The 24,025-nt window shown below is 72.3% G+C and carries 19 protein-coding genes; 14 read left to right on the plus strand and 5 right to left on the minus strand.

The features are described 5' to 3' along the window. Positions 1-1,049: 1,049 nt before the first annotated feature. Positions 1,050-3,512: a germacradienol/geosmin synthase gene (locus OG199_RS11995; RefSeq protein WP_405829429.1), complete on the minus strand. Its 2,463-nt coding sequence runs from the start codon at positions 3,510-3,512 to the stop codon at positions 1,050-1,052. A 274-nt stretch (positions 3,513-3,786) separates the two neighbouring features. On the opposite strand from OG199_RS11995, the gene OG199_RS12000 reads away from it, so the two are divergent. After that, positions 3,787-4,587, plus strand: coding sequence for an alpha/beta fold hydrolase (locus tag OG199_RS12000; protein WP_405829431.1), 801 nt, complete (start codon positions 3,787-3,789; stop codon positions 4,585-4,587). Beyond that, positions 4,584-5,849 (plus strand): cytochrome P450, encoded by a 1,266-nt coding sequence (locus tag OG199_RS12005; RefSeq protein ID WP_405829432.1) that lies wholly within the window; start codon positions 4,584-4,586, stop codon positions 5,847-5,849. The genes OG199_RS12000 and OG199_RS12005 overlap by 4 nt, the downstream gene beginning before the upstream one ends. 10 nt (positions 5,850-5,859) lie before the next feature. Here the strand turns inward: OG199_RS12005 and OG199_RS12010 are convergent, their stop codons facing one another. Next, positions 5,860-7,053 carry a damage-control phosphatase ARMT1 family protein gene (locus tag OG199_RS12010; protein WP_405829434.1) on the minus strand — a complete coding sequence of 398 codons (1,194 nt, stop codon included), beginning with the start codon at positions 7,051-7,053 and terminating at the stop codon, positions 5,860-5,862. Positions 7,054-7,449: 396 nt separating this feature from the next. Between OG199_RS12010 and OG199_RS12015 the strand changes: the two genes are divergently transcribed. After that, the gene (locus tag OG199_RS12015) at positions 7,450-8,394 is read left to right on the plus strand and encodes a lytic polysaccharide monooxygenase (protein WP_405829436.1); all 945 of its coding nucleotides are present in this window, start codon (positions 7,450-7,452) and stop codon (positions 8,392-8,394) included. Positions 8,395-8,413: 19 nt separating this feature from the next. Here OG199_RS12015 and OG199_RS12020 read toward each other — a convergent pair whose 3' ends face one another. Next, positions 8,414-9,064 carry a Tat pathway signal sequence domain protein gene (locus OG199_RS12020; RefSeq protein ID WP_356805825.1) on the minus strand — a complete coding sequence of 217 codons (651 nt, stop codon included), beginning with the start codon at positions 9,062-9,064 and terminating at the stop codon, positions 8,414-8,416. 650 nt (positions 9,065-9,714) lie between these two features. On the opposite strand from OG199_RS12020, the gene OG199_RS12025 reads away from it, so the two are divergent. The 4 genes from OG199_RS12025 to OG199_RS12040 all read left to right on the plus strand — a co-directional run bounded on the left by OG199_RS12025 (position 9,715) and on the right by OG199_RS12040 (position 14,434). Further along, the gene (locus tag OG199_RS12025; RefSeq protein WP_405829438.1) at positions 9,715-10,374 is read left to right on the plus strand and encodes a DUF6230 family protein; all 660 of its coding nucleotides are present in this window, start codon (positions 9,715-9,717) and stop codon (positions 10,372-10,374) included. Continuing rightward, positions 10,374-10,793 carry a DUF6114 domain-containing protein gene (locus tag OG199_RS12030; protein ID WP_405829440.1) on the plus strand — a complete coding sequence of 140 codons (420 nt, stop codon included), beginning with the start codon at positions 10,374-10,376 and terminating at the stop codon, positions 10,791-10,793. The genes OG199_RS12025 and OG199_RS12030 overlap by 1 nt, the downstream gene beginning before the upstream one ends. 177 nt (positions 10,794-10,970) lie before the next feature. Beyond that, positions 10,971-13,358 carry a SpoIIE family protein phosphatase gene (locus OG199_RS12035; RefSeq protein ID WP_405829442.1) on the plus strand — a complete coding sequence of 796 codons (2,388 nt, stop codon included), beginning with the start codon at positions 10,971-10,973 and terminating at the stop codon, positions 13,356-13,358. A 20-nt stretch (positions 13,359-13,378) separates the two neighbouring features. Beyond that, positions 13,379-14,434, plus strand: a complete 1,056-nt coding sequence (locus OG199_RS12040; RefSeq protein ID WP_405829443.1) for an alpha/beta fold hydrolase — start codon at positions 13,379-13,381, stop codon at positions 14,432-14,434. A 78-nt stretch (positions 14,435-14,512) separates the two neighbouring features. On the opposite strand, the gene OG199_RS12045 is transcribed toward OG199_RS12040, so the two are convergent. Beyond that, positions 14,513-14,692 carry a hypothetical protein gene (locus OG199_RS12045; RefSeq protein ID WP_401801265.1) on the minus strand — a complete coding sequence of 60 codons (180 nt, stop codon included), beginning with the start codon at positions 14,690-14,692 and terminating at the stop codon, positions 14,513-14,515. 267 nt (positions 14,693-14,959) lie between these two features. Between OG199_RS12045 and OG199_RS12050 the strand changes: the two genes are divergently transcribed. The 5 genes from OG199_RS12050 (at position 14,960) to OG199_RS12070 (ending at position 20,184) form a co-directional block, all read left to right on the plus strand. Beyond that, on the plus strand, positions 14,960-15,967 hold the full coding sequence (locus OG199_RS12050; protein ID WP_405829444.1) for a substrate-binding domain-containing protein: 1,008 nt from the start codon (positions 14,960-14,962) through the stop codon (positions 15,965-15,967). Between the two features lie 190 nt (positions 15,968-16,157). Continuing rightward, complete coding sequence (locus OG199_RS12055) at positions 16,158-18,755, plus strand: nitrate- and nitrite sensing domain-containing protein (RefSeq protein ID WP_401801270.1); 2,598 nt, start codon at positions 16,158-16,160, stop codon at positions 18,753-18,755. An 11-nt stretch (positions 18,756-18,766) separates the two neighbouring features. Next, positions 18,767-19,195: a roadblock/LC7 domain-containing protein gene (locus OG199_RS12060; RefSeq protein WP_356798606.1), complete on the plus strand. Its 429-nt coding sequence runs from the start codon at positions 18,767-18,769 to the stop codon at positions 19,193-19,195. A gap of 1 nt (position 19,196) precedes the next feature. Then, positions 19,197-19,553 carry a DUF742 domain-containing protein gene (locus OG199_RS12065; RefSeq protein WP_266702523.1) on the plus strand — a complete coding sequence of 119 codons (357 nt, stop codon included), beginning with the start codon at positions 19,197-19,199 and terminating at the stop codon, positions 19,551-19,553. Then, positions 19,540-20,184, plus strand: a complete 645-nt coding sequence (locus tag OG199_RS12070) for a GTP-binding protein (protein ID WP_405829447.1) — start codon at positions 19,540-19,542, stop codon at positions 20,182-20,184. The genes OG199_RS12065 and OG199_RS12070 overlap by 14 nt, the downstream gene beginning before the upstream one ends. 164 nt (positions 20,185-20,348) lie before the next feature. On the opposite strand, the gene OG199_RS12075 is transcribed toward OG199_RS12070, so the two are convergent. Next, on the minus strand, positions 20,349-20,906 hold the full coding sequence (locus tag OG199_RS12075) for a cysteine hydrolase family protein (RefSeq protein ID WP_401801276.1): 558 nt from the start codon (positions 20,904-20,906) through the stop codon (positions 20,349-20,351). A gap of 208 nt (positions 20,907-21,114) precedes the next feature. Here OG199_RS12075 and OG199_RS12080 point away from each other — a divergent pair, with 208 nt between their 5' ends. Both OG199_RS12080 and OG199_RS12085 read left to right on the plus strand, forming a co-directional pair. After that, positions 21,115-21,765 carry a hypothetical protein gene (locus tag OG199_RS12080; RefSeq protein ID WP_405829449.1) on the plus strand — a complete coding sequence of 217 codons (651 nt, stop codon included), beginning with the start codon at positions 21,115-21,117 and terminating at the stop codon, positions 21,763-21,765. Then, positions 21,762-24,023 carry a CHAT domain-containing protein gene (locus tag OG199_RS12085; RefSeq protein ID WP_405829451.1) on the plus strand — a complete coding sequence of 754 codons (2,262 nt, stop codon included), beginning with the start codon at positions 21,762-21,764 and terminating at the stop codon, positions 24,021-24,023. The genes OG199_RS12080 and OG199_RS12085 overlap by 4 nt, the downstream gene beginning before the upstream one ends. Positions 24,024-24,025 lie beyond the last annotated feature (2 nt).

The raw sequence follows: 24,025 nt of genomic DNA on the forward strand, positions 1-24,025 counted from the left end.
CCTGCTGCGGACCGAGCCCGACTTCCTGCTGCTCGGCGCGGCGGAGGGCGGCGCCCACGACCTCCTGGACCCGCACCCCCGCCCGCCGCTGTGGGAGACGGTCCTCGCGCGGGGCCGTGCCGACCTGGCGCTGCTGCGCGCGGGCACCGCCTGGGACGAGGTGGCCGGTGACCGGGCGCGGCGCGCGCTCGCGCTGCGAGCCGCCCAGTTCGACCGGCGCGAGGGCGACCTGCCGCTGCTGCGGCACCTGCTACGGCACGAGGCCGATGCGTCCATGACCGACGAACTGCGCCTCGCCGCCGCCCTGGTGGGCCTGCACGGCCTCCCGGAGGACCTGCCGCTGCTGCTTGAGGTGCGCGAGACGGACTTCGACACCTGGTGCGGCCTTGGCGGCATGCCCGAGCCGGGCGCGGGATCGGCCGACATGCTGAGCTGGGCGCGCGATCTCGACGACTCGTTCTTCGGCACCGATCCGGCGGACGAACCGCTGTTCACCTGGACCGGTCTCGCCCGCGAGCAGGGCCTGGTCGAACTCGCCCGCGTCGCGCTGATCCGGACGCTGGACGACTTCGACCTGCGTGTGTACGCCGCCGAGCGCGACGGCGGGGCCCCGGGCCGGAGCCTCGCGGACCCGCTGGGTTCCCTCGTCCACGAGTTTGAGCGGTTGGGCGACACCTTCCAGGCCCTGCGCGCCCAGCGTCTGCGCCTGCCGCTGCTGACCACGGCCCGCGACCGCGTCTCGGCCCTCCTCGGAATCGCCCGGCTGGAGCGGGAGGAGGGCCGATTCGGGCGGGCCGCCCACACGTTGGCGTCGTTGTGCGCCACCCTGGAAAACCCCGGCGACGACACGACGGCGCGGTGGCGGGACACCAATCTCGGCGTGTATGTCGTCCAGGAGCATCACGCGCTCACCCGGGCCGCCGGCGTCGACGCGACGCTCGCGAAGGAGGCCCGTGAGGTCACCGCGGCCGCCGCGGAGCTGCTCGCGAGCCTCTCCGGGGCGGCCAGGGCGTTCGCCGAGCGGAGCCGCGCCGAGGAGACGGCCGTCGTCACCTCGGCCGCGGCACCACCGGAGCGGACGGTGTCTTCCGGCCCGTCACCCGATCCGTCGGACCCTCCGAGCCCGCCGAATCCGCCGAGCCCGCCGAATCCGTCCACGCCGCCTGGTCCGTCGGGCCCGTCGAGTCCCTGGGATCCGACGGCAGGGTGAATTCGGCGGCTGCGCCCGTGGCCCTGGGAAGCCTGAACGCCCCGCCGTCACCGATGCTCCCGGCCCCCACCCCGGCGGGCAGACGGTACGCGGACGCGGCCTCCCCCGCCGGTGCCGGCACCGGGACCGACGCGGGGCCGAATCCCCGGCCGCCGAACGGCACGCCGGGTACCAGGTCCGGTACGAAGCCGTGGGCGCGGCGGGCGAGGTCCTCGGCGCCGTAACGGCGGCATTCCTGGTGCCACTTGAGGATTCCGGCCAGCCAGTTCCGCAGCTCCCCCACGTAGCCCTCCATGATTTCGCGCACCTCCTCCGGGAGCTCGAAGTCCTCGTACAGAACGGGCATTTCGTGAGCGGCGACGTGCTGGAACTGCTGCATGCGCTGGGTCATCAGGTCGTGGATGACGCCGAGTGCGGTCGGGTAGTCGCAGCCGAAGAAGTTCTGGACGACGAGGATGCCGTTGTGGATCTCACCCTCGTACTCGATCTCCTTCTGGTACGAGAAGACGTCGTTCAGGAGCATCGCGTAGTCCATCGCCGCGTTCTCCAGCGACCGGACGGGACCGCTGCGGTAGACCTCCGGCGGGACCTTCCGGCCGTGGCCGAGCCGGCACAGGCTCATGGTGAGCTCCGAGCCGAAGGTGGCCCGGCGCATCTCCAGGTAGTCGACCGGATCGGGGACGCGCTGCTGGATCTGGTTGGACAGCTCCCACACCCAGCTCTCCGTCATCACGTCGACCGCGGACCTGAACTGCCGCCGCTCGTCGGTGCTCATGCCGGCGGCGGTCCGCTGCCAGAGGTCGATGAGGCCGCGCTCCATGCCGTTGACGGGGACGGGGAGCTCCTCGCCGTCGACGGGCATGCAGGCCGACAGACGCGCGGTGACCAGTTTGGCCGTGGCCAGGTCGCGGCGGTTGCCGAAGACGAGCGGATAGTAGTCGTCCCCGTACGTGCCCCAGGCCAGCCACTGCGCGCTGATGTCGAGGGCGTCCGCGGTGGCGTCCGGATGGATGCCGGCCGCGCACAGCGGAAGGTCGTACCCGTCCAGCTTGTCCTCGTCCCAGACGCCCTCCTGGAGCATCCCCATGGCGTGCATCCAGTCGGCGAGGCGGTGCCGGGCCCCGTCGAGATGAGGGCTGAGCGTCACCTCGAACGGCATCAGGAAGTCGGGCAGTTGCGACGGGCCGACCTTCTGGAACGGGACATGGGTGTACGCGCGCAGCCGCTCCGCCCCGGCGGCCGAGAGCAGGGCGCCGACGTCCAGGGCGGAGGTGCCGAGGACGCCGGATCCGAACGGCCGGTTCTCCTCCAGGGCACCTTCGTTCATGTACCGGCTGGACCGCATGTGCCACTCGTGGCCGCCCGACTGCCAGTCCTGGAGCCCCTGGGTGTAGGCGGCGACCGCCGCGACCTCGTCCGGGGTGAGCCCGTTCTCCACGGCGAGCGCGGGGACCTCGGTCAGCGCCGTGTGCTCGAACTGGTGCAGACGCGAGGTGAGGATGTCGTTGACGGTCTCGGCGGCCTGCTGGGTGGTGCAGCCGAAGAAGGTCTCCAGGACGAGGATGCCGTTGCTGAGCTCGCCCTCCTCCTCGACCTCCCGCTGGTAGGAGAACAGGTCGTTGCGCAGGTGCACGCCGTCCGAGAACGTCTCCATCAGCACCCGCAGCGGCCTCGATCCGGCCACCGGGGCGGGCACTTCGGCGGTCGCGTACTCGACGAGCCCGGCCGACCAGGGGGCACCGCCCACCTTGCGGCGCATCTCGATGTACTCGACGGGGTTGGCGATCCGCCCCTCGTTGATGTTGGACAGCTCCCACATCGACTCGTTGAGCAGGTGCTCGGTGGAGACCGCGAAACGCTTGCGCCACCCCAGGGACATCGAGGGCACCGTGCGCGCCCAGAGGTCGGCCAGCCCCGCCTCGACCGGGTTCTCCGGCTCCGGCACGGGGGTCGAGAGGTCCAGCGGCATGAACATGGGCAGCCGGTCCAGGTAGGCCTTGCCGCCCTGGCGGTCCTGGGTGCGTTTGAAGGTCTCCAGGAAGTGGTCGTCGAAGAAGAAGACCCACACGTACCAGTCGGTGATGAGCGAGAGGGCCGGTCCGTCGCAGTCGGGGTGCGTGTACGCGCACAGCAGGCCGTAGTCGTGCGCGTCGAGGTCGGACTGTTCCCAGATGCCGGAGCCTTCCAGCATGCCCATCCCCCGGGCCCATTCGACCGTGTGCGCCCGCGCCTCGTCGAGGTGCGGGTTCAGCCGCGCGGGATACGGCATGTAGAAGTGCGGGAGTTCGAACGGCTGCGTCATGGCCGGGCCCTACCCACGCCCCTCCGGGCACATCCACCCACCGGGACATGATCACACCATCGCGTGAATCCGTACGAAACGGGCCTTCCGGCCGGGTCGGTTCGGTTCGGTTCGGTTCGGTTCGGTCGGGAACGGCGGGTCGGGCCGGTGGCGACACCCGCCCCGACGGGCGTTCGGCGACGGCCGACCCGTCCGCACGTCGGTTCCCCCGGCGGAACACCGGGCGTCCGTCGGTGCTCTTGCCGACCCGGGCGCCCGGCGTCACCGTGGGCGCATGACCTCCTTCGTGCTTCCTCATGAAGTGCACGGCGACGGCCCCCACAAGGTGATCGCCGTGCACGGCTGGTTCGCCGACCGGTCCGCGTACGCGGCCGTGCTGCCCGACCTCGACCGTGCCGCGTTCCAGTACGCGCTGGTCGACCTGCGCGGCTACGGGGAGGCGAAGGACGTCGTCGGCGCGTACACGACCGCCGAGGCGGCCGCCGATGTCGTCGAGCTGGCGGACCGGTTGGGGTGGGAGCGGTTCTCGGTGATCGGCCACTCGATGGGGGGCACCGTCGCGCAGCGCGTGCTCACACTCGCCCCGGACCGGCTGCGCCGCCTGGTCGGGGTCTCGCCGGTGCCCGCGTCGGGACTGTCCCTGCCGGAGGAGCAGTGGGAGCTGTTCGCGGACGCGGCGCACCGGCCGGAGAACCGGCGGACCATCATGGACGTCACGACCGGCGGCCGACTGCCCGCGGCCTGGCTGGACCGGATGGTGGCGAGGTCGCTGGCACTCAGCGACCCGAAGGCGTTCCGCGCCTACCTGGACTCGTGGGCCGGCGCGGACTTCCACGCCGAGGTCGAGGGCGCGCGGGTGCCGGCGCTGGCCGTGACGGGCGCCCTGGACCCCGCCCTGTCGGCCACCCTGATGCGGGAGACCTGGATGCGCTGGTACCCGGACGCCGAACTCCATGAGCTGGCCCGGACCGGGCACTACGCGATGGACGAGAGCCCGCTCGACCTGATCGGCGTCGTGGAGTCCTTCCTGCGCGCGGAGGAAACGGACGCGGACAGGGCCGGAGGCGGGGCGTGAGCGTACGGGAGACCGCGCCGCCCGTCCCCGACGTCTTCGACCCCCGGCGGTACGCCGACGGAGTCCCGCACGCCGCCTACCGCACGCTGCGCGACCATCACCCGGTGGCCTGGCAGGAAGAACCCGAGGTGCTCGGCTGGCCCGCCGGAACCGGGTTCTGGGCGGTGACCCGGCACGCGGACGTGGTCCGGGTGCTCAAGGACCCGGCGACGTACTCCTCGCGTCTCGGAGCGACCCAGATCCGGGATCCCGATCCGGACGACCTCCCGTTCATCCGCCGGATGATGCTCAATCAGGATCCCCCGGACCACGGCCGGCTGAGACGTCTGGTCAGCCGCGCCTTCACGCCCCGCCGGATCGAGCACTTCACGTCGGTCGTCCGCGGACGGGCCCGCGCCCTGCTCGAGGACGCGGTCCGCGAGGCCCGCGCGGGTGACGGACGCTGCGACCTCGTCGCCTCCGTCACCGACGACTACGCCCTGCTCAACCTCGCGGACCTGCTCGGCGTACCGGAGCGCGACCGCGACCTGCTGCTGCACTGGACGCGGCGGGTGATCGGCTACCAGGACCCCGACGAGGCGGGCGAGCCCGTCCACGACGCGAGCGGCAGGCCCGTCAATCCGCGCTCCCCGGCCCTGCTGCGGGACATGTTCGCCTACGCGCACCGACTGGCTCTCCACAAGAAGTCCCAGCCGAGCGACGACGTGCTGACCACGCTCGCCACCGATCCCGAACTCGCCCTGGCGGAACTGGAGATGTTCTTCTTCCTCCTCACGGTCGCGGGCAACGACACCGTGCGCAGCGCCGCTCCGGGCGGTCTCCTGACGCTCGCCCGCCATCCGGACGCGTATGCCGCCCTGCGCTCCGGGACGGTCGGACTCGACACCGCGGTGGATGAGTTGCTGCGTCTGCACCCGCCCGTCCTCAGCTTCCGCCGTACGGCGGCCGTCGACACCGAGCTGGCGGGGCAGCGCATCCGCGCGGGTGACAAGGTGGTCGTCTTCCACGCCTCGGCCAACCACGACGAGCGCGTTTTCGCCGACCCGCACCGGGTCGACCTGGCCCGCTCCCCCAACCCCCACGTCTCCTTCGGCGACGGACCGCACGTCTGCCTGGGCGCGCACTTCGCGCGGCTGCAACTGCGCGTGCTCTACGAGGAGTCGCTGCGCGTCCTGCCGACACTGACCATGGCGGGGGCCCCGCGCCGTCTCGTCTCGAACTTCATCAACGGCCTCAAGTCACTGCCCGTGCGGGTGGGATGAGCCCGCGGTCTCAGCGCCTCACCTGGATCAGCGCATGCGTGCCGCCGGTGCGCCAGCGCTGGTCCTCGGCCGCGACGAGCGCGGTCTCGGTGCGGGGGTCGAGACCGACGACCACGTCGGACTTGAGCGTGCGCAGGGCGGCCACCGGGCCCGGGAAGTAGGCGGTCGTCCCGGCGAACGGGGTGGTGGCCGGATAGCGCCGGTCACCCACGAGGCGGCGGTAGTTCAGGTCGCCCTTCATGAGGGTGACGTCGGCCTCCGCGAACTCCCGGCGCAGGTCGTCGGGCATGTCCGCGTAGGGCAGCGGGGCGCAGGAGAAGGGGTGGGCCCGGACCGTGAGGCGGCCGTCGGTCATCGCCGACCACAGGCGGTGGCCCGAGGCCCCGGCCGCACCGGGCGCGGCCTTGAGACGGCGCAGGGCGTCGATCACGTCGGCGGTGGTGGCGTCGGAGACGTAGTACGGGTACGGCTTCACGTGCAGGACGGCCCGTTCGACGCGACGACCGCGCAGGAGGTGGTCGATGAGCAGCAGGTCGGGGACGAGTTCCCGACCGGAGTTGTCCGCGACCACACAGAGGGTGCCGCCGGCGAACAGGGACCGCAGGGACTCGCCCTCGTTCACGACCAGTTGGGAAACGGTGGCCGCCTCGTCATTCGCGGCCGCGAGGCGGAATCCGAGGTCCGCGCGGTTGCCCCACAGTGAGCCCAGCAGCAGTGCCTCGTCCTGTTCCGCCGTGGGCCGGTCGGCGAGCTCGTCGAGCGCGGCGAGCTCCTCGTCCGCCTCAGGGGTGTCGAGCTCGGCGAGCTTGAACGGCCGGAAGGGGTCGACGCCCTGCCAGGGTCCTGGAGTGAAGTAACCGACGGCTTCCAGGAGTTGGCGGTAGAAGTAGCTCTCGGACCAGAGAAAGGGCACGTCGAACCAGGGCCGGCCGAAGTACTCCCGGCCGCCCCAGACCTCCCACTGCTCGCGGTCCCGCGCCCGCGCGCCGAGCGGTTCGAGGACGCCCTCGGCGGAGTTCTTCAGGAGGGCGTCGAGCGCGCGCCGCTGCTCGGGACCGTACGGGAAGGCGTCCCGCACCTTCCGGATGAGCGCCGGATGCCGTTCGGCCAGCACGCTCCGGGGGAACGAGCCCGGTACGTCGCCGAGGATCACGGGCGCGCCGGCAGCAGCGGGGGGTTCGGCGGAGGCGACGGGCTCAGGCATGCGGCTCACCGTACCGGCTGCGTCCGCGGTACCGGCCGAGCCGGCGGCGGGCCGCGGCAGCGCGTCGGCACCCCTGCCCGGCGGTGGCCCGCGCCCGCCGGAGAGGTCCCCTCACGCACCCGGCGGCACACGCCCGCACCCCGGATCCGGACACCCGGCGGCACACGCCGCACCCGGACCCGGACAACCGGCGCGTCGCCGCCGCACCCCGGCTCCGGACGCACGGCAGCGCTCCCCGTACCGCGGCGTGCTGCGGATCTGAACACACGGCCGCGCGCCCCCGTACTTCACCATGCAGCGCAGCCCTGTGGCCGTCACGCAGTGCAGCCCTGTGGCCGTCGCCGCGAGGCGCGGTACGGCCGCACCCGCATCCCAGCCGTCGAGGAGACCCACCGGATGACCGCACACCGCACCGCCACCGCGGCCGCTGTCGCCGCGGCGGCCCCGCTGCTCCTGCTGACGTGGGCCGCGGGACCGGCCCAGGCGCACGGAGCGCCGACGGATCCGGTCAGCCGGGTGTTCGCCTGCTCCCCCGAGGGCGGCGGCGACAACCGCACCACGGCCTGCAAGGCGGCGATCGCGGCGAACGGAGCGCCCTTCACCGCGTGGGACAACCTCCGGGTCGCCGGCGTCAACGGCAGGGACCGGCAGGTGATCCCGGACGGGAAGCTGTGCAGCGGGAACCTGCCCGCCTACAAGGGCCTCGACCTCGCCCGCGCCGACTGGCCCTCGACCCGGATGACACCGGGCGCGAGCTTCACCCTCTCCTACAGTTCGACGATTCCGCACACGGGGACCTTCAAGCTGTATCTGAGCAAGCCGGGTTACGACCCGTCCAAGCCCCTGACCTGGTCCGACCTGCCGACGAAGCCGTTCGCCACGGCCACCGACCCGGCGCTGGTGAACGGCGCGTACCGGATCAGGGCCACGCTGCCGTCCGACCGCACCGGCCGGCAGATGCTCTACACGATCTGGCAGAACACGAGTACGACGGACACGTACTACTCGTGCTCGGACGTGGTCTTCCCCGCCGCCGCCCGTGGCACGGGTGCTGGCGCCAAGGCCGCGCCGACATCGGCGCGGGCAGCACGGACGACCGCACCCGGCCGCGCGACCGGGAAGGCGGCGCAGGGCACGAAGTCGCCGGCCGGGCAGTCGCCGACACCCTCGCGGCCGGTCACGCCGTCCGCGTCGCAGGTGTCCGCGCCCGACCACCTCACCCCGGCCGCCGACAACTCGTCCGGGGGCAGTGGCTCGCTCCCCCTCGTCGCGGGGGCGGGGGGAGCGGCGGCCCTCCTGCTCACCGCCGGCGTCGCGCTCACGCTGCGACGCCGGCGGTGACCGGTGGTCCGGTGGTCGGTCAGTTGACGGTGACCGCCGGGCCGCCCGGCTGGGTGGTGTCGGTGACGGGGGCGTACTTGGCGGTGAAGTAGCCGTTGCTGAAGCACAGGGACGAGCCCGAGGCCTTGGCGAACTGCTGGTTGGTGAAGGTGATGCTGTTGTCGGTGTTGCTCGCCGTACCGGTCAGGCTGGGGGCCTGGTAGACGCAGGTGATGCTGCCGAGAAGGGTGCGCAGCACGACGGTGGTCTGGATGGTCGAGCCGGCGGCCGGGGTGACGGTGACCGTGCCGTCGGAGGCGACCGTGGTGGCGTACGGGAGGTTGTTGACCGTGACGCCGGTGACGCCGAGCACGCCGATGACATTGCTGGTGCAACTGCCGAAGGTGTGGCCGGTGAGCGACTCGGTGGCGGTGCCGGGGGCCGTCGGGTTGTCGGTGGCCGTGGCGGTGAAGGCCGACGCGGCACAGGAGACGCCGCTCGTGCCGGTGCTGCTGGAGTAGAGCGTGGCCTTGGTGCCGCTCGCCAGCGAGGCGGTGAGCACATCGCCGGTGGCGACGGCGGCGCCGCCCGCGGTGAGCACCGGGGTGTCGTCGGCGGAGGCGGGGGAGATCGCGGAGACCGAGAGGGCCGCGGCGACACCGACGAGGGCGAGCAGGGATCGCGTACGCATGGGGGAGCCTCTTTCTGATCTGACGGGGGGTGCGGGGCCTGGTTCGGAGAGAGGTGCGGTCCCGGGCTCACCGGGGGGCATGGTCCTGGCCGTCCCGGTGGACACGGAGCTGGAGTCCGCTGCCGGCCCGTGACGTCTTCTCCGTACGCGACGGACCGGCAGCGGCGAGGGGCTACCGGGCGCGACCGCAAGGGGGGAAGTCGGCCGCGCCGGTGCCGTGGGGTGACGACGGTGACGAGGATGCGCACGGGACGTTCGGAGGGGTCACGCACGCCCCGCCGCAGGGGGCGGGGCCGGGAGGGTGACATGCGCCGTGCTGACGGACCCGGCGCCACGGATCCATCGGAAACAAGGCTGAGTTGTAGACCTGATGGATAGTCAACGTCAAGGCACGGTAGGGAAGTTGGAGGTCAACGGGTCGGCGACGGGAAGCCGTGCACACAGATGCCACACAATCGACATCCGCTTGCCACAAGTCCCTTGACCCGCGAATGTAACCCCCGGTAACTTCCAAGCAGGCTACTGCTGCGTAACGAGAAAGCCCTTGCGATCGCCGGGAGTTGCGAGGAGGCGTACGCGGCAGCCCTGTCCGCGCCAGGACACGTGCCGCTCAAGCCGCACCTGCGTTGACTATGTCCAGGGAGCAGAACATGGCCTCGTCCTCGGACGCCACGGCGTCCACCGGTCCCACCCCCGAGAACCCCGAGAGCGGTTCCGACCGACGCGGGCGGGTCCGTCTGCGCCGCGCCGCGGTGATGGCGGTGCCTGCCACCGCGATCGCCGCGGGACTGATGATCCTCACCGCCCAGGGCGCCCTGGGCGTGCAGTTCGCCATCTCCGGCATGCCGTTCGTCGTGACGGCCACGGAGCTGAACGGCACCGGCTTCGAGCAGTTCGGGAACCTCGACAACATGGCCGAGGACAGCCCGAACGCCGGCGACACCGGTGGCCAGGTCCTGGTCGTCACCTCCGCCATCAAGAACGCGACGCTGACCAAGCTGTGCCAGAGCGTCGACCTGGGCGGCACCAACCTGGTCATCACCGCGGGCGGCGGCTCGGACAAGGTGCAGGCGACCGACCTGACCACGGACTCGACCGAGCTGTCGGGTGACGCGTCCTTCGGGAACATCGAGATCGGCAACGACGCGAGCACGCTCGACAAGGCCAGCGTCCAGGGGAACAAGGGCGTCTTCAGCCAGCAGGCCGACACCGTCCACATCGGCAATCTGCGGCAGACCAACTACGCGACCACCGCGGCCGTGTTCAAGCTTCCGGGCCTCAAGCTCCGCTTCAGCGGCACGGGCTGCTGATGACCCGGGTCCGGAATCCGAGGTCGGGCTTCCGGCAGTGGCGCGCACGCCGCCCCTTCTGGGGCGGGCTGCTGCTCACCCTGGGCGGGGCGGAGATCCTCCTGACCGAGAAGGCGTCCCTCAAGGTCGTCATGCACATCGGCATGCAGGGCGTGGCGGGCTATCTGCTGCCGACGGTCATGCTCGTGTGCGGTCTGCTGATCCTCTTCAACCCCGCGCAGCGCCTGTTCTACTCGCTGCTCGGCATCCTTCTCTCGCTCGGCACCTGGCTCACCTCCAACCTCGGAGGCTTCTTCCTCGGCCTGCTCCTCGGGGCGGCCGGCAGCTGCATGGCCTTCGGCTGGCTTCCCGACCAGGAGCCGCGCAGGCGTCTGCTGCGCGGGCGCCGGCAGCGGCAGACCACGGCGACGAAGGCATAGCCCGGAGGACCCGCAAGAGCCCGGTGGCAGCGCCCGCCCCGGCCGGACCCAGGACAGGTGGACGGCCGGGGCCGGTGCGGGCACCGGTGGCGCGGCCCGCGGGAGAGCCGAACGCGCCCGGCACCCGCTCCGGCCCCTGGGTTGATGCGACTGCCCGATCACCGCATCCTTGTACATATGGTGATATTGCCGGGCGATGCCGGGCGCGCGGCCGCGCGAGGCGACGCCATGGTGGTGGTCGACGCCCACGGCATCGTCAGGGGCTGGAGCGAGGGCGCCCGCCTGCTGACCGGCTACGCCGCCGCGGAGATCGCCGGACGTCCGGTGTCGGCCCTGGTGGACGGGGACGCCGCCGCGGCCTGGCAGATCCTGCGCACCAGCCACGGCGCGATCGTCGCCGTACGGCACTGGGACGGTCGGCGCAGCGAACTGGCCCTGCGGGTCTGCCCGCTCCAGGGCGAGCACGGGGAGCAGCGGGGGTACGTGATCACCGGCGCGCCGGACGAGCGCGGCCGGATGCTGGGCGAGCTGGCCTTCACCCAGTCGTCGACGCCCATGTCGGTCTTCGACACCGAACAGCGGTATCTGCGGGTGAACGACACGGCGTGCCGGATCATCGGGGCCCGGGAGGCCGAGGTGCGCCACCGTTTCTTTCCCGACACCGTGGAGAACGCGGAACTCAGCCGCGGCTTCCTGCATCATCTGCGCAAGGTGGTCGAGACCGGGCGGCCGGTCCACTACGAGAGCTGGACCCGCTCCCCCTCCGGATCGCGCACACGTGCCTGGACCATAGAGATGTGGCCGCTGCGGGAGCCGGCCGGGGAGTTGCTCGGGGTCGGGCTGGCCGCGTTCGACAGCACCGAGGAGTACGGGACACGGCAGCGGCTCGCCCTCCTGAACAGGGCCGCCACCTGCATCGGCACCAAGCTGGACGTGATCCACACCGCACGGGAACTGGCCGAGCTGACGGTGCCCAAGCTGGCGGACTTCGCGAGCGTGGACCTGCTGGACTCGGTGCTCCGGGGCGACGAACCGGCCGTGGGACCGGTGGACGCCGAGGTGGAACTGCGCCGAGTCGCCCACCACTCCGGCACCCCCGGGGTGCCGGAGGCCGCGATCGACCTGGGCGCGGCGGACGTCTATCCGTCGTACTCCCCGCCGGCCCGCGCCCTGGCCACCGGTCGTGCGGTGCTCGCCGGGACCGGCGATCCGGGCGTCGACACCTGGCTCGCGGAGCACGGCTCCCGGTCCACCAAGCTGCACCAGGCGGCCCACCGCGCCTTCTCGCTGATGGCGGTACCGCTGGTGGCGCGGGGCACGACTCTGGGGGTGGCGGTCTTCGCCCGGCTGCTCAGCGCCGAGAACCCCGACCCCTTCGACCGGGACGACGCGACGCTGGCGCAGGAGCTGGCAGGCCGGGCGGCCGTCTGCGTGGACAACGCCCGCAGGTACACCAAGGAGCGCACCACCGCGCTGGCCCTGCAGCGCAGTCTGCTGCCGCAGGCGATGGCGGGCCAGGCGGCGGTCGAGTTCGCCTCCCGCTATCTTCCGGCCCTGTCCCGGGCCGGTGTCGGCGGCGACTGGTTCGACGTGATCCCGCTGTCCGGGACCCGGGTCGCGCTCGTCGTCGGCGATGTCGTCGGGCACGGCCTCCACGCCTCCGTGACGATGGGCAGGCTGCGCACGGCGGTGTGGACGCTGGCCGACGTCGATCTGCCCCCGGACGAGTTGCTCACCCACCTCGACGACCTGGTCGGACACCTCGCGGGCGACGACGGCGCGACGGGCGGCGAGATCGGCGCGACCTGCCTGTACGCGGTCTACGACCCGGTGTCCCGGCGCTGCACGGTCGCCGCCGCCGGGCACCCGCCGCCCGTCGCCCTGTTCCCCGACGGAACCGTCCGGGCCGTCGAGGTGAGCGCGGGACCGATGCTCGGGGTCGGCGGCCTCCCGTTCGAGTCCACCGAGCTGGAGCTGCCGGAGGGAACCGTGCTCGCCCTCTTCACCGACGGTCTCGTAGAGGCCCGCGACCTCGATGTGGACACGGGCACCAGAGCCCTGGGCGAGGCGCTGGCGACCCCCGCAGGGGACCTGGAGGACGTCTGCGACAACGTGCTCAAGGCCATGCTCCCCCAGCGCCCCGCGGACGACGTGGCCCTGCTGCTGGCCCGCACCCGCGCGCTGGACGCCGAGCAGGTGGCCCGGTGGGACCTGCCGGCCGATCCGGCGGTGGTCGCCGAGGCGCGGCAGCACGCGACCGAGCAGCTGGCCCGCTGGGGACTCGACGAGATCGCCGCTGTGACGGAACTGGTCGTCAGCGAACTGGTCACCAACGCCATCCGTTACGGCGGCGCGCCGATCCAGCTCCGGCTCATCCGCGACCGCGCCCTGATCTGCGAGGTCTCCGACGCCAGCAGCACCTCTCCCCATCTGCGCAGGGCCCGTACCTACGACGAGGGCGGTCGCGGGCTGCTCCTCGTCGCCCAGCTCACCGACCGCTGGGGCACCCGCACGACCTGCGCAGGGAAGACGATCTGGGCCGAGCAGACGCTGCCGGTCCCCTGACCGCCACGGAAGGGTTACGGATGGTCGACCGACGGAGCTTCGGCAAGATCGTGGGCGTGGGCGCGGCAGGGGCTTCGCTCACCGGGTGGTCCGACACCGGCGCCACCGCGGACGGGGCGGTCGGCGCTCCCACGGGGGCGGTCTCCCCGACGCCCGCGCCGGGGCACGCGTCCTTCGGCCGTCTCCGGCGGGTCGAGGCCGGGGAACTGAGCGTCGGCTACGCGGAGGCCGGCCCCGCCCACGGCCCCGCGGTCGTCCTGCTGCACGGCTGGCCCTACGACATCCACAGCTTCGTCGAGGTCGCGCCGCTGCTGGCGGCGCGCGGCCACCGGGTGATCGTGCCGTACCTGCGCGGCCACGGCACCACGCGCTTCCGGTCCGCCAGGACCTTCCGCAACGCCCAGCAGTCGGTGGTCGCGCTCGACATCATCGCGCTGATGGACGCACTCAAGATCGACAAGGCGGTGCTGGCCGGTTTCGACTGGGGAGCGCGGACGGCCGACATCATCGCCGTGCTTCGGCCCGAGCGGTGCAGGGCCCTGGTCTCCGTGGGCGGCTATCTGATCACCGACCGCGAGCGCAACAAGCGGCCGTTGCCGCCGAAGGCCGAGTGGGCGTGGTGGTACCAGTACTACTTCGCCACCGAGCGTGGACGGCTCGGCCTCAAGGAGAACAGGGCCGACCTGGCACGCCTGGTCTGGACGTTCAACTCCCCGACGTGGCACTACGACGACGCCACGTTCGACCGTACGGCGAAGGCGTTCGACAATCCGGACTACGTCGCCATCGTGATCCACAACTACCGGTGGCGGCTCGGCCTGGCGCAGGGCGACCCGCGCTACGACCGGCTGGAGCGGCAGCTGGCCGCGAGCCCTGTCGTCGCGGTGCCCACCGTCACCCTCGACGGTGGCAAGGACCCCTTCACCGCGGCCGGCGACGGATCGTCGTACCGCGACCGGTTCTCGGGGCCCTACGCGCACCGAACCCTGGCGGACATCGGTCACAACGTGCCACAGGAAGCGCCCGAGGCCTTCGCGCGGGCGGTCGTGGAGGCGGACGGCCTCGCCGGGAGCTGACCGCGTGCGCCCTTCAGCCCCGTACGGATCGCCGTACGTACGAAGGAGACGTCCGCGCCGACCGGTCGGAACGCGGTCTCACAGGCACGTGCGGACGAGCCACTCGTCCTCGTTGTACGCGTCCCTCGCCGGGTCCGGCAGCGTGGCCGGCCGCTCCTCGACCGTGTCCTCCAGGCGGATCCGCTCCGGAAGCGCGCCGAACCGCGCCCGCCGGACCGCCGCCTCGGCCATACCCGGCTCCTGCTTCTCACCCGTCATTCCGACCTCCCCGTCCTGAACGTTGCGCCTGATCCTCGCAAGCCGTTCGTCACCTGTCAAGGGGGTGACGGTCGGGGTCCCGGTGAGGCCTGGACTCGACCGTGCGCACTCCCCGCTCATGACCGCTCGCTTGACGACCGTGCGTCACACACGATTGGCTCCGGCCCAACGAAAGTCCAAGAGTCGGTGCACAACAGCCCTATGACCGCGCCGAGTTCCCCCCTCCCCGTCCTTCTGCTGGGCCGCACAGCGAGGTGCCGCACTCCGATGAACACGTCCCCCACACCTCACCACTCCCCCGGATCCGCGCGCGGCACGGTCGTCGCCGTCGCCGTCACCCTGCTCCTGGCCGGCTGCTCCGGCGGATCGGACTCCGGCGCGGGCACCGGAGCGGCGGGGAAGGCGGGCACCGGCCACATCAAGGTCGCCCTGATCACCCACGGCGCCGACGGAGACGCCTTCTGGGAACTGGTGCGGAAGGGCGCTCAGGCGGCGGCCGCCAAGGACGACATCGACCTCACCTACGCGAGCGACTCCGACGCCGCGGGGCAGGCGAGCCTGGTGCGGGACGCGGTCCGCGACCGGGTCGACGGCATCGCGGTGACCCTGGCCAAACCGGAGGCGATGAAGAGCGCCGTCACCGCGGCCAAGGCCGCGGGCATACCGGTGGTCGGCCTCAACTCCGGTATCGACGCCTGGCGGTCCGAGGGCCTGCTGGAGTACTTCGGCCAGGACGAGAGCGTCGCGGGCCGGGCGCTCGGCGACAAGCTGGACGAACTCAAGGCCAGGCACGCCCTCTGCGTCATCCACGAGCAGGGCAACGTCGCCCTGGAGGCACGCTGCGCCGGGGTGAAGAAGGCGTTCACCGGCGACACCGACCTGCTCTATGTCAACGGTACCGACATGAAGGCGGTCACCACCGCCGTCGCGACCAGACTCCGACAGGACCCGAGCGTCGACGAAGTCGTCATGATGGGGGCACAGTTCGCGCTCGGCGCGGTGAAGTCGGTGAAGGAGGCGGGCAGCAGGGCGGCAGTCGCCACCTTCGACCTCAACAGCAGTCTGGTGAAGGCGGTGCGGAGCGGGGACGTGCAGTTCGCGGTGGACCAACAGCCCTACCTACAGGGCTACCTCGCCGTGGACTCGCTCTGGCTCTACAGGTCCAACGGCAACTTCAGCGGCGGCGGAACGGCACCCGTGCTCACCGGACCGGCGTTCGTCACCAAGGAGAACGTCGCCTCCGTCGCCAAGTTCGCCGCCGAAGGCACCCGTTGAGCCGGTCCCACCGCTCGTCCCCGGCGGCGCGCACGGCATCACAGGCCCCAAGGTTTTCGGACACTCACGGTGCGTACGGGCACTTGTACGGATAGCATCCTGCGCACCTCCAGTGCCGTACCGGACACGCGGTCACCCCCCGCCCGTCCGCCGAACCGCTCCTCCCCCCGCTGATCGCACTAGGACGACGATGTCTCCACGGACAGGTGCCCGGCGCCGTCTCGGCTCCATACGTCTCTCCCTGATCCTGCTGGCGCTGGTGCCCAGCGTCACCCTCGGCGCCATGTGGGGTGTGACGACCACGCAGATCTTCTCGGAGGGGCTGCGGCTGCGGTCGCAGACCGAACTGAGCAGGTCCACCGGCGCCATGGGCACCGACGCGACGCTCGCGCTGCAACAGGAGCGCAGTCTGTCGGCGGCGTGGCTGGCCTCGCCGCACGGTTCACGGACCGCGCTGGACCGGCAGCGCGGGAGGACGGACGAGGCCGTCGCGAAACTGGTGCGCCGCTCGGACGACATCAAGAACGCGCCCGCCCGGGTCGGGGACCGCCTGTACTCGGTCCTGGCGTCGGTGGGAAGCCTGGAGTACTACCGGGGACAGGTGGACCACCCCACCGACATCACCGCCCAGCAGGCGCTGGACCAGTACACCGCGATCATCGACGGCCAGATCCACGCCTTCCAGGAGCTCTCCCAGGTCGACGACGGCGACCTCACCTCCCAGGCCGGCCCGCTGATCACCCTGGGAAGCGGCGCGGAACTGGTCGCCCAGGAGGACGCCGAACTCGCACTGGCCTGGCCCACGGGGAAGCTCGACGAGAAGGCGTGGACACGGTTCGCGCAACTCGTCGACGTACGGCGCTGGGTCTTCCGCGGCCAGGTCCTCTCCTCCCTGGACGGCGCCGTGAAGACGCGGGTCGAACGGATCCTGCAGAGCCAGGACTGGAGGACGCTGGAGTCCGTCGAGGACCAGGTGCTCGCGGCCCGGACGGCGCACGGCGCGGTGGCCCGGACGGTCGAGCTGCCGGACGCGGGCCGGCGCTGGAACGCCGCGCTCACCAGGATCTCCGCCCAGTACTCGGACCTGATCCGGCAGCAGACCGCGGGGCTGCTCGACCGCAGCGCCGACAAGGCCCACGGGCTGCTGGTCAAGGCGGCGGCGCTGAGCGCGGGCGGACTCGTCGCCCTGCTGCTGTGCGTCGTGATGTCGTGGCGCATCACGCGCTCCCTGTCCCGGCGGCTGCGCGGCCTGCGGCTGGCCACGCTCAGCCTGGCCGAGGAGCGGCTGCCCGACGTGGTCGCCCGGCTGGACCGGGGCGAGAAGGTGGACGTGGACCTCGCCACCCCGCCGCTGGACTACGGCGGGGACGAACTCGGCCAGGTGGCCCAGGCCTTCAACACCGCGCAACGCACGGCGGTGCACACCGCGGTGGAACTCGCCGACACCAGACGCGGCTTCCAGAAGGTGATCCTGGGCATCGCCCGGCAGAGCCAGAACCTGGTCAACCTGCAGCTCAGCAAGCTCGACGCGCTGGAACGCGAGCACCAGGACCCGCAGATCCTCAAGGGCCTGTACGAACTCGACTCCACGGCAAGTCAGTTGCGGCGCTACGAGGAGAACCTCGTCATCATCAGCGGTGAGCAGCCCCGGCGCAGCTGGACCGAACCGGTCGCGCTGATCGACATCCTGCGCAGCGCCGTCGGCGAGGTCGCCCAGTACCAGCGGGTGGAGGTGCACGCCGACGACGAGGTGTACCTCACGCCGCCCGCGGTGGCGGACGTCATCCACCTGCTGGCGGAGCTCATCGACAACGCCACCGCCTACTCCCCCGCGCCCAGCCCGGTCGGGGTGCGGGCCGCGATGGTGGCCAAGGGGCTGGCCGTGGAGATCGAGGACCGGGGTCTGGGCCTGTCCGAGGAGGACTACGCGGCGTTCAACTCCCAGTTGACGGTGGCTCCGCAGTTCGACGTGGTGGCGCTGGCCGACGACCTGCGGCTCGGCATGTTCGTGATCGCCCGGCTCGCCACCCGGCACGGCATCGCCGTCACCCTGCGGTCCTCGCCGTACGGCGGAACCACCGCGATCGTGCTGATCCCGCACGAGATCGTGGTGTGCGAGACACCGGGCCCGGCCGCTCCGGACACGGACCCCGCCGGCCCGGCGGACGCCGACCTACCCGCACCGGCCAGGGCCGTGACGAACCCGGGCACCGCTGCCGCCGGGGGCCGCCTGTCGCACGAGCGCACCGGAGAGGCGCGGCCCGCCGCCCGGGCCCGCACGGCCGATCCCTCCGCCTCCCGGTCCGGCACGGCCCCGGCCGCCTCCCGGTCCGGCACCGGCACCGCTCCGGCCGCGGCCACCGTCCGGCGGGACGGACTCACCCCGCTGCCCCGCCGCGTGCCGCAGACCAGCCTGGCCACCGAACTGCGGGAGGACGCCGGGCCGGCGGACACCGGCGGCCAGGACGCGGACGGCTTCACCGACCTCACCGACTTCACCGCGGAACGGGCGGCCTCCTCTCTGGCCGGCTTCCAGCGCGGCACACTCCGGGCCCGAGCCACCGACGACGACGGGGCGCCGTACGACCGGGGCGAACCGAGCGAGGAAGGGGAGGCGGAGAACACGCGCGAAGAGCCGGGTGACCGGGTCCCCGCCGCGGCCCCCACCCTGACCACGCCCGCGCACCAGTCGTCACCGCCGCCCGTGCACCCGTCACCGCCGCCCGAGGGCCACTCATCGGGCCCGCCCGCAGACCGCTCGTCGACTCCGCCCGCAGACCGCTCGTGAAGGACTGAGAAATGACACGCCCCAGCCCCGCCACACACAGCCAGCTCGACCAGCTGCTCACCGGACTGGTGGAACGGGTGGCCGACGTGAACCACGCCGTCGTGCTGTCCGAGGACGGACTGGTCGTCAGCAAGTCCACGGCCTTCGTCCGCGACGACGCCGAGCGGCTGGCGGCGACGGCGTCCGGACTGATGAGCCTGAGCAAGGGAGTCAGCATGGACTTCCGCGGCGGACCCGTACGGCAGGCGCTCATCGAGATGCGCGACAGCTATCTGATCCTCACCGCCGCGGGACCCGGCGCCCATCTCGCCGTGCTCACCAACAAGGGCGCGGACGTCGGCGTGGTGGCCTACCAGATGAACATGCTGGTGAAGAAGATCGGCGAGCACCTCAGGGCAGCACCGCGTGCGGGCAGCGCCGCCGCCGACCACGGCGAGTGAGGTGAGCGAAGACGACGCGGCCGGCCGTCTGGTACGGCCGTTCACGCTGACCGGAGGCCGAACCCGGCCCAGCCGCGCCGACTTCACCCTCATCACGTCGGTGACCGCCGTGGATCCGCCGCCCGACGGGTCCGCCCGCTCGCAGCCCGAGCACCAGCGCATCGTGCGGCTGTGCGCGCGGCCGGTCGTGGTGGCCGAACTGGCCGCCCAGCTCGACCTCCCGGTGAGCGTCGTCGTCATCCTGCTCTGCGATCTGCTGGAGGCGGGCCGGATCACGGTCCAGGCGCCGCGTCTCGTCTCCCGCACCCCGGATCTGGACCTGCTGCAGAAAGTGAGGGACGGCCTTGGCCGGCTCTGACCCCGCCACGCGAGGGACTTCAGCACCCGAAACACCAACGACACCGCGCGCACCACGAGCACCCGGACCACCCCAGGCACCCGAAGCGGTCAAGATCCTGATCGCCGGAGGGTTCGGTGTCGGCAAGACCACCATGGTCGGCTCGGTCAGCGAGATCGTCCCGCTGCGCACCGAGGAACCCCTCACCTCCGCCGGTCTGGACGTCGACGACCTCGACGGCATCGAGGAGAAGCGGGCGACCACCGTGGCCCTGGACTTCGGCCGCATCACCCTCAGCCCCGAACTGGTCCTGTATCTCTTCGGAACCCCTGGCCAGCAGCGGTTCTGGTTCATGTGGAACGACCTCGCCATCGGCGCCCTCGGGGCCGTGGTCCTCATCGACGTGCGCCGGCCCGAGTCCAGCTTCGCCGCCGTCGACTTCTTCGAGCGACGCGGTATCCCGTTCGTCGTGGGCGTCAACGGCTTCCACGGACGGCATCCGTACACACCCGAGGAGATCCGGGACGCCCTGGCCCTGCCGGAGCGGACCCCGGTGCTCCTGTGCGACGCGCGGGAGCGGACGTCGTGCCGGGACGTGCTGATCACCCTGATCGACGAGTTGATCGCCTCCTCCGCGCAGGACCGGCGGTAGTCGCTCGGCACGTGCCCGGTACGCCACGTCGCCCGTTCGGTACGTGACCCGGTACCTCACGTCGCCCGTTCGGTACGTGACCCGGTACCTCACGTCGCCCGTTCGGTACGTGACCCGGTACCTCACGTCGCCCGTTCGGTACGTGACCCGGTACGTCACGTCGCTCAGTACGCCGCGAACGTCACCTCCGCCGTGTCGACGGTCCCTCCGCGACGGCCGGGCGCGCTCGCCTCGCGCCAGTAGAGATTGGTGTGCGCGATCACCTGGTCCGGGGGCGGTGCGCCGTACGCCGTGAGGTCCTCCGTCGTGTGCGCGTCGCCGACCAGCGTCACGTCGTACCCACGGACCAGGCCCCCGTGCAGGGTCGCCCGGATGCACGCGTCGGTCTGCGCGCCCGTGACCACGATCCGGCCCACGCCGCGCTCGGCGAGCAGCTCCTCCAGCTCGGTGCTCTCGAAGGAGTCCCCGTAGAGCTTGTGCACGAGCGGCTCCCCGTCCTCCCGGACCAGCTCCGGCACGTACCGCCAGCTCTCGCTGCCCCGCACGAGCTGGTCGTCGGAGTGCTGCACCCACACCACGGGCGCGTCTTCCGCGCGGGCCTTCTCGACCAGGGTGTTGATGTTCGCGATCACCTCGTCGCGCCCGTGGGTACCCGCCATCGCCCCGTTCTGGACGTCGATGACGAGCAGCGCGGTGTGCGGCCGATCGGGCAGGTTGGTCATGAGAACCTCCTGTTTCTCGCCGTGGATCTCCTGCGGCACCACGGTAGAGCGCACCACTGACAACGGCCCGGCTGTCGTCGCCCCGCCCCCCCCCGCACGCCCATCTCCCGCAACTCCCCTCTGCGTACGTGGTGTTGGGCTACCGTTGCTCCACCGCCTGACCTGGGGGGCAGTGGGATTGGAAGCGCCGGGGAACCGTCGTGTGTGCGTGGCGTACGACGTGGAGGGGTACAGCGGGCTCGGCCAAGAGGCGCAGTTCGACGTGCAGCGTCGGTTGCAGGCGCTCCTCGACGGTGCCTGTGCCCGTGCGGGACTGTCGCCGGGCGAGTACGAGATGCAGCCGCAGGGGGACGGCGGGCTCGCGCTGCTGCCGACCGGCGGCAAGGTGGACGAACCGCGCCTCATCGCCTCCTTCCTGCGCGCGGTGACCGCCGAACTGGGCGGCATGAACGGTCTGCGCGACGCCGGAGGCCGGATCAGACTGCGGATGGCCCTGCACGAAGGGGTGGTGTACCGCGCCGACCACGGTTATGTGGGCGACGCCGTCGTGGAGGCGTTCCGGATGTGCGACGCCGGCCCGGTCAGGGACGCGCTGCGCCGCAACCCCGCGGCGGACCTGGCCCTCGTGGCGGCCGACCGGCTCTACCAGGACGTGCTGCGGCACGGCCATCACGGCATTCCCGGTGACTCCTTCGTACGGCATCTCCTGCGCGTGAAGCTCTTCGAGGCCCACGGCTGGCTCTTCGTGCCGGGCGGCGACAGCGGCCCCGCCCCCGAGGACGGGCGGAGCCGGGACACCCCCTCCGAGACGTCGGTCGCCGACACGCTCGACGGCGACCGGCCCTACGACCTGTGGTGAACCCGCCCGCATACGGCGGGTCCGGATCCGAGGCGGCGTACACGGTCCTGATCCGGCCGGAGCTGGACGGGACGGCGCTGCCGGAATTCCCCGGCACACTGGTCCTCGGAGAGGTGTTCACCCTCGCCGCGGAGGGTGAACCCCGCCCCGGAGCACCGTTCTGGATGGTGGCGGGGGCCGGCGACGGCGAGGTCCGGTACACGCCGGGCGCGGTCGATGTCCGGGTCGGCCCCGAGCACCGGGACGGTGTGCTGCCGCACTGGATGATGTGGCCCGAGGCCGAGGCGTGGCCCGGACCGGACCCCGTGCCGCGACTGCTGCTGCCCCGCGAGGCGGACGCGGGCACCGCCGAGTTCCGGCTGCACGGCGACCGCGTGACCGGGACGGTACGGCTGTGGGCGAACCCGAAGGCGGGGTGGCCACGACCGCGGCACTACACGGCGACGGTCACCGGGAGCCGCCCGCCGTCGAACCGCCCGCCGTCGAACCGTCCGCTGTCGAGCCGTCCTCCGTCGAGCCGCACACCCGCGAACCGTACGCCGCCGAACGCCGCGCCCCCGCCTCCCGCTCCGGCCGGCCCCGCCGACCCCGGCGCCGTCCCCCAGGTCCCCGCCGACGACCGTATGGAGTTGCGCTCGCTGGCCCAGTCGCTGGTCCTGGAGCGCCGGTACGCGGAGGCGCGGCCCCTGCTGGCCCGCTCGGCCGCGCTGTACGCGGCGTCCGCGAGCCACCCGGACGCCTGGTCGGGAAGGGTCGTGTCCGATCTGACGAGCCTGGCCTTCATGACCCCCTATCAGGCCCTGTGCGCCCTGGAACTCGGCGACTACGACGGCCTGTTGGACTGCCTTCTCGCGGGCGTGGAGCTGCGCCGGGCGCTGACGGCGACAGCGGCGTCGTCGGGGGCCGGGTACGGCCCCGAGTACGAGGAGGAGGTGCGCGCCGGTGCCCGGTTCCTGCCCGGGTTCGTGGAGGCCTGGCGGTCACGGCTGGCGGAGGACACCGCCCGGATCGACGCCGTCGACGCGGGCCGTCCGTTCTACGCGGCCCTCACCCTGTACCTCTTCGACCAGGGCGCGTACGAGGACGCCCTGGTCGCCTCCGAGGCCGGCCGGGCCCGTGCCTTCGCCGACCTGCTCGGCGCGTCCGCTGCACGGTGGCCGTCGCGGGCCGGGGCGTCCGCCGCGTCGCGGCCGACCCGGGCGGCGCTGCGGTCGGTGCTGGCCGACCACGGCCGCACGGTCGTCGAGTACGCCGTGCACGGCGACCTCCTGCTGATCTGGGTCGCCCGGCCCGACGGCACCCTGCACACACTCGGGCCGCTGCCCGCCGCGGAACTCGGGGCACTCGCGGGGCGCTACCTCGCTCTCGCGCCGGGCGCGGTCGACGACGATTCCGTCCGCGAGCTGGACGAGGTGCTCCGCGGCCTCGGCGCACTGCTGTGGGACCCCATCCCCGACTCCTGGCTGCCGGCCGCCCCCGACGAGACGGTGACGGTGGTGCCGCACGGAGACCTTCTACGGGTGCCGTTCCCGGCGTTGCGGACGGCCGACGGACGGTATCTGGTGGAGCGGCACCCGGTCGCGCTGCTCCCCGCGCTGGCGCTGCTCCCGGCGCTGCGCGGGCGAAGGGCCGCCGGGCCGCGGCCTTCGCAAGGGCTGCTCGCACTGGTCGATCCGGAGCCGCTGCCGGACCCACCCCCGGGTGGTGCCCCCTTCGAGCCGCTGAGCTGGACGCGGCGGCGCTTCCCCGCGATCGCCGGCCTGTATCCGCGGGCGGAGGTGCACACCGGGGAGGCGGCCGCTGTCACGGCGCTCGACGCTCGCCGTCCGCCGCCCTCCGTCGTGCACTTCGCCACCCACGCGGTGGCCCTGGACGACGCCGCCCTCGACTCCTTCGTGGCGCTCTCCGCGACCAGCGGGCACGACGGCAGACTGCGCGCGCGGGACGTCCTGGATCTACGGGTCCCGGGGGACGTCGCCGTCCTGTCCGCGTGCCGGACCGGCGCCGGACGGATCAGCGCGGACGGGGTGATCGGGCTGTCCCGGTCCTTCCTCGCGGCCGGGCCGACGACGCTCGTCCTCACCCTGTGCGAGGTGGAGGAATCGGCCGGCTTCGAGATCTCCTACGGGTTCCACCGCCTTCTCGCGGCCGGTGACTGCCCTCCCGCGCTCGCTCTGTGCAGGGTGCAGCGGGAGCTGGCCGCCGAAGGGTACCGGCCACACGAGTGGTCGCCGTTCCTGCTGTACGGACTGGGGTGAGC

The organism is Streptomyces sp. NBC_01176, from assembly GCF_045039825.1.
GTDB lineage: Bacteria > Actinomycetota > Actinomycetes > Streptomycetales > Streptomycetaceae > Streptomyces.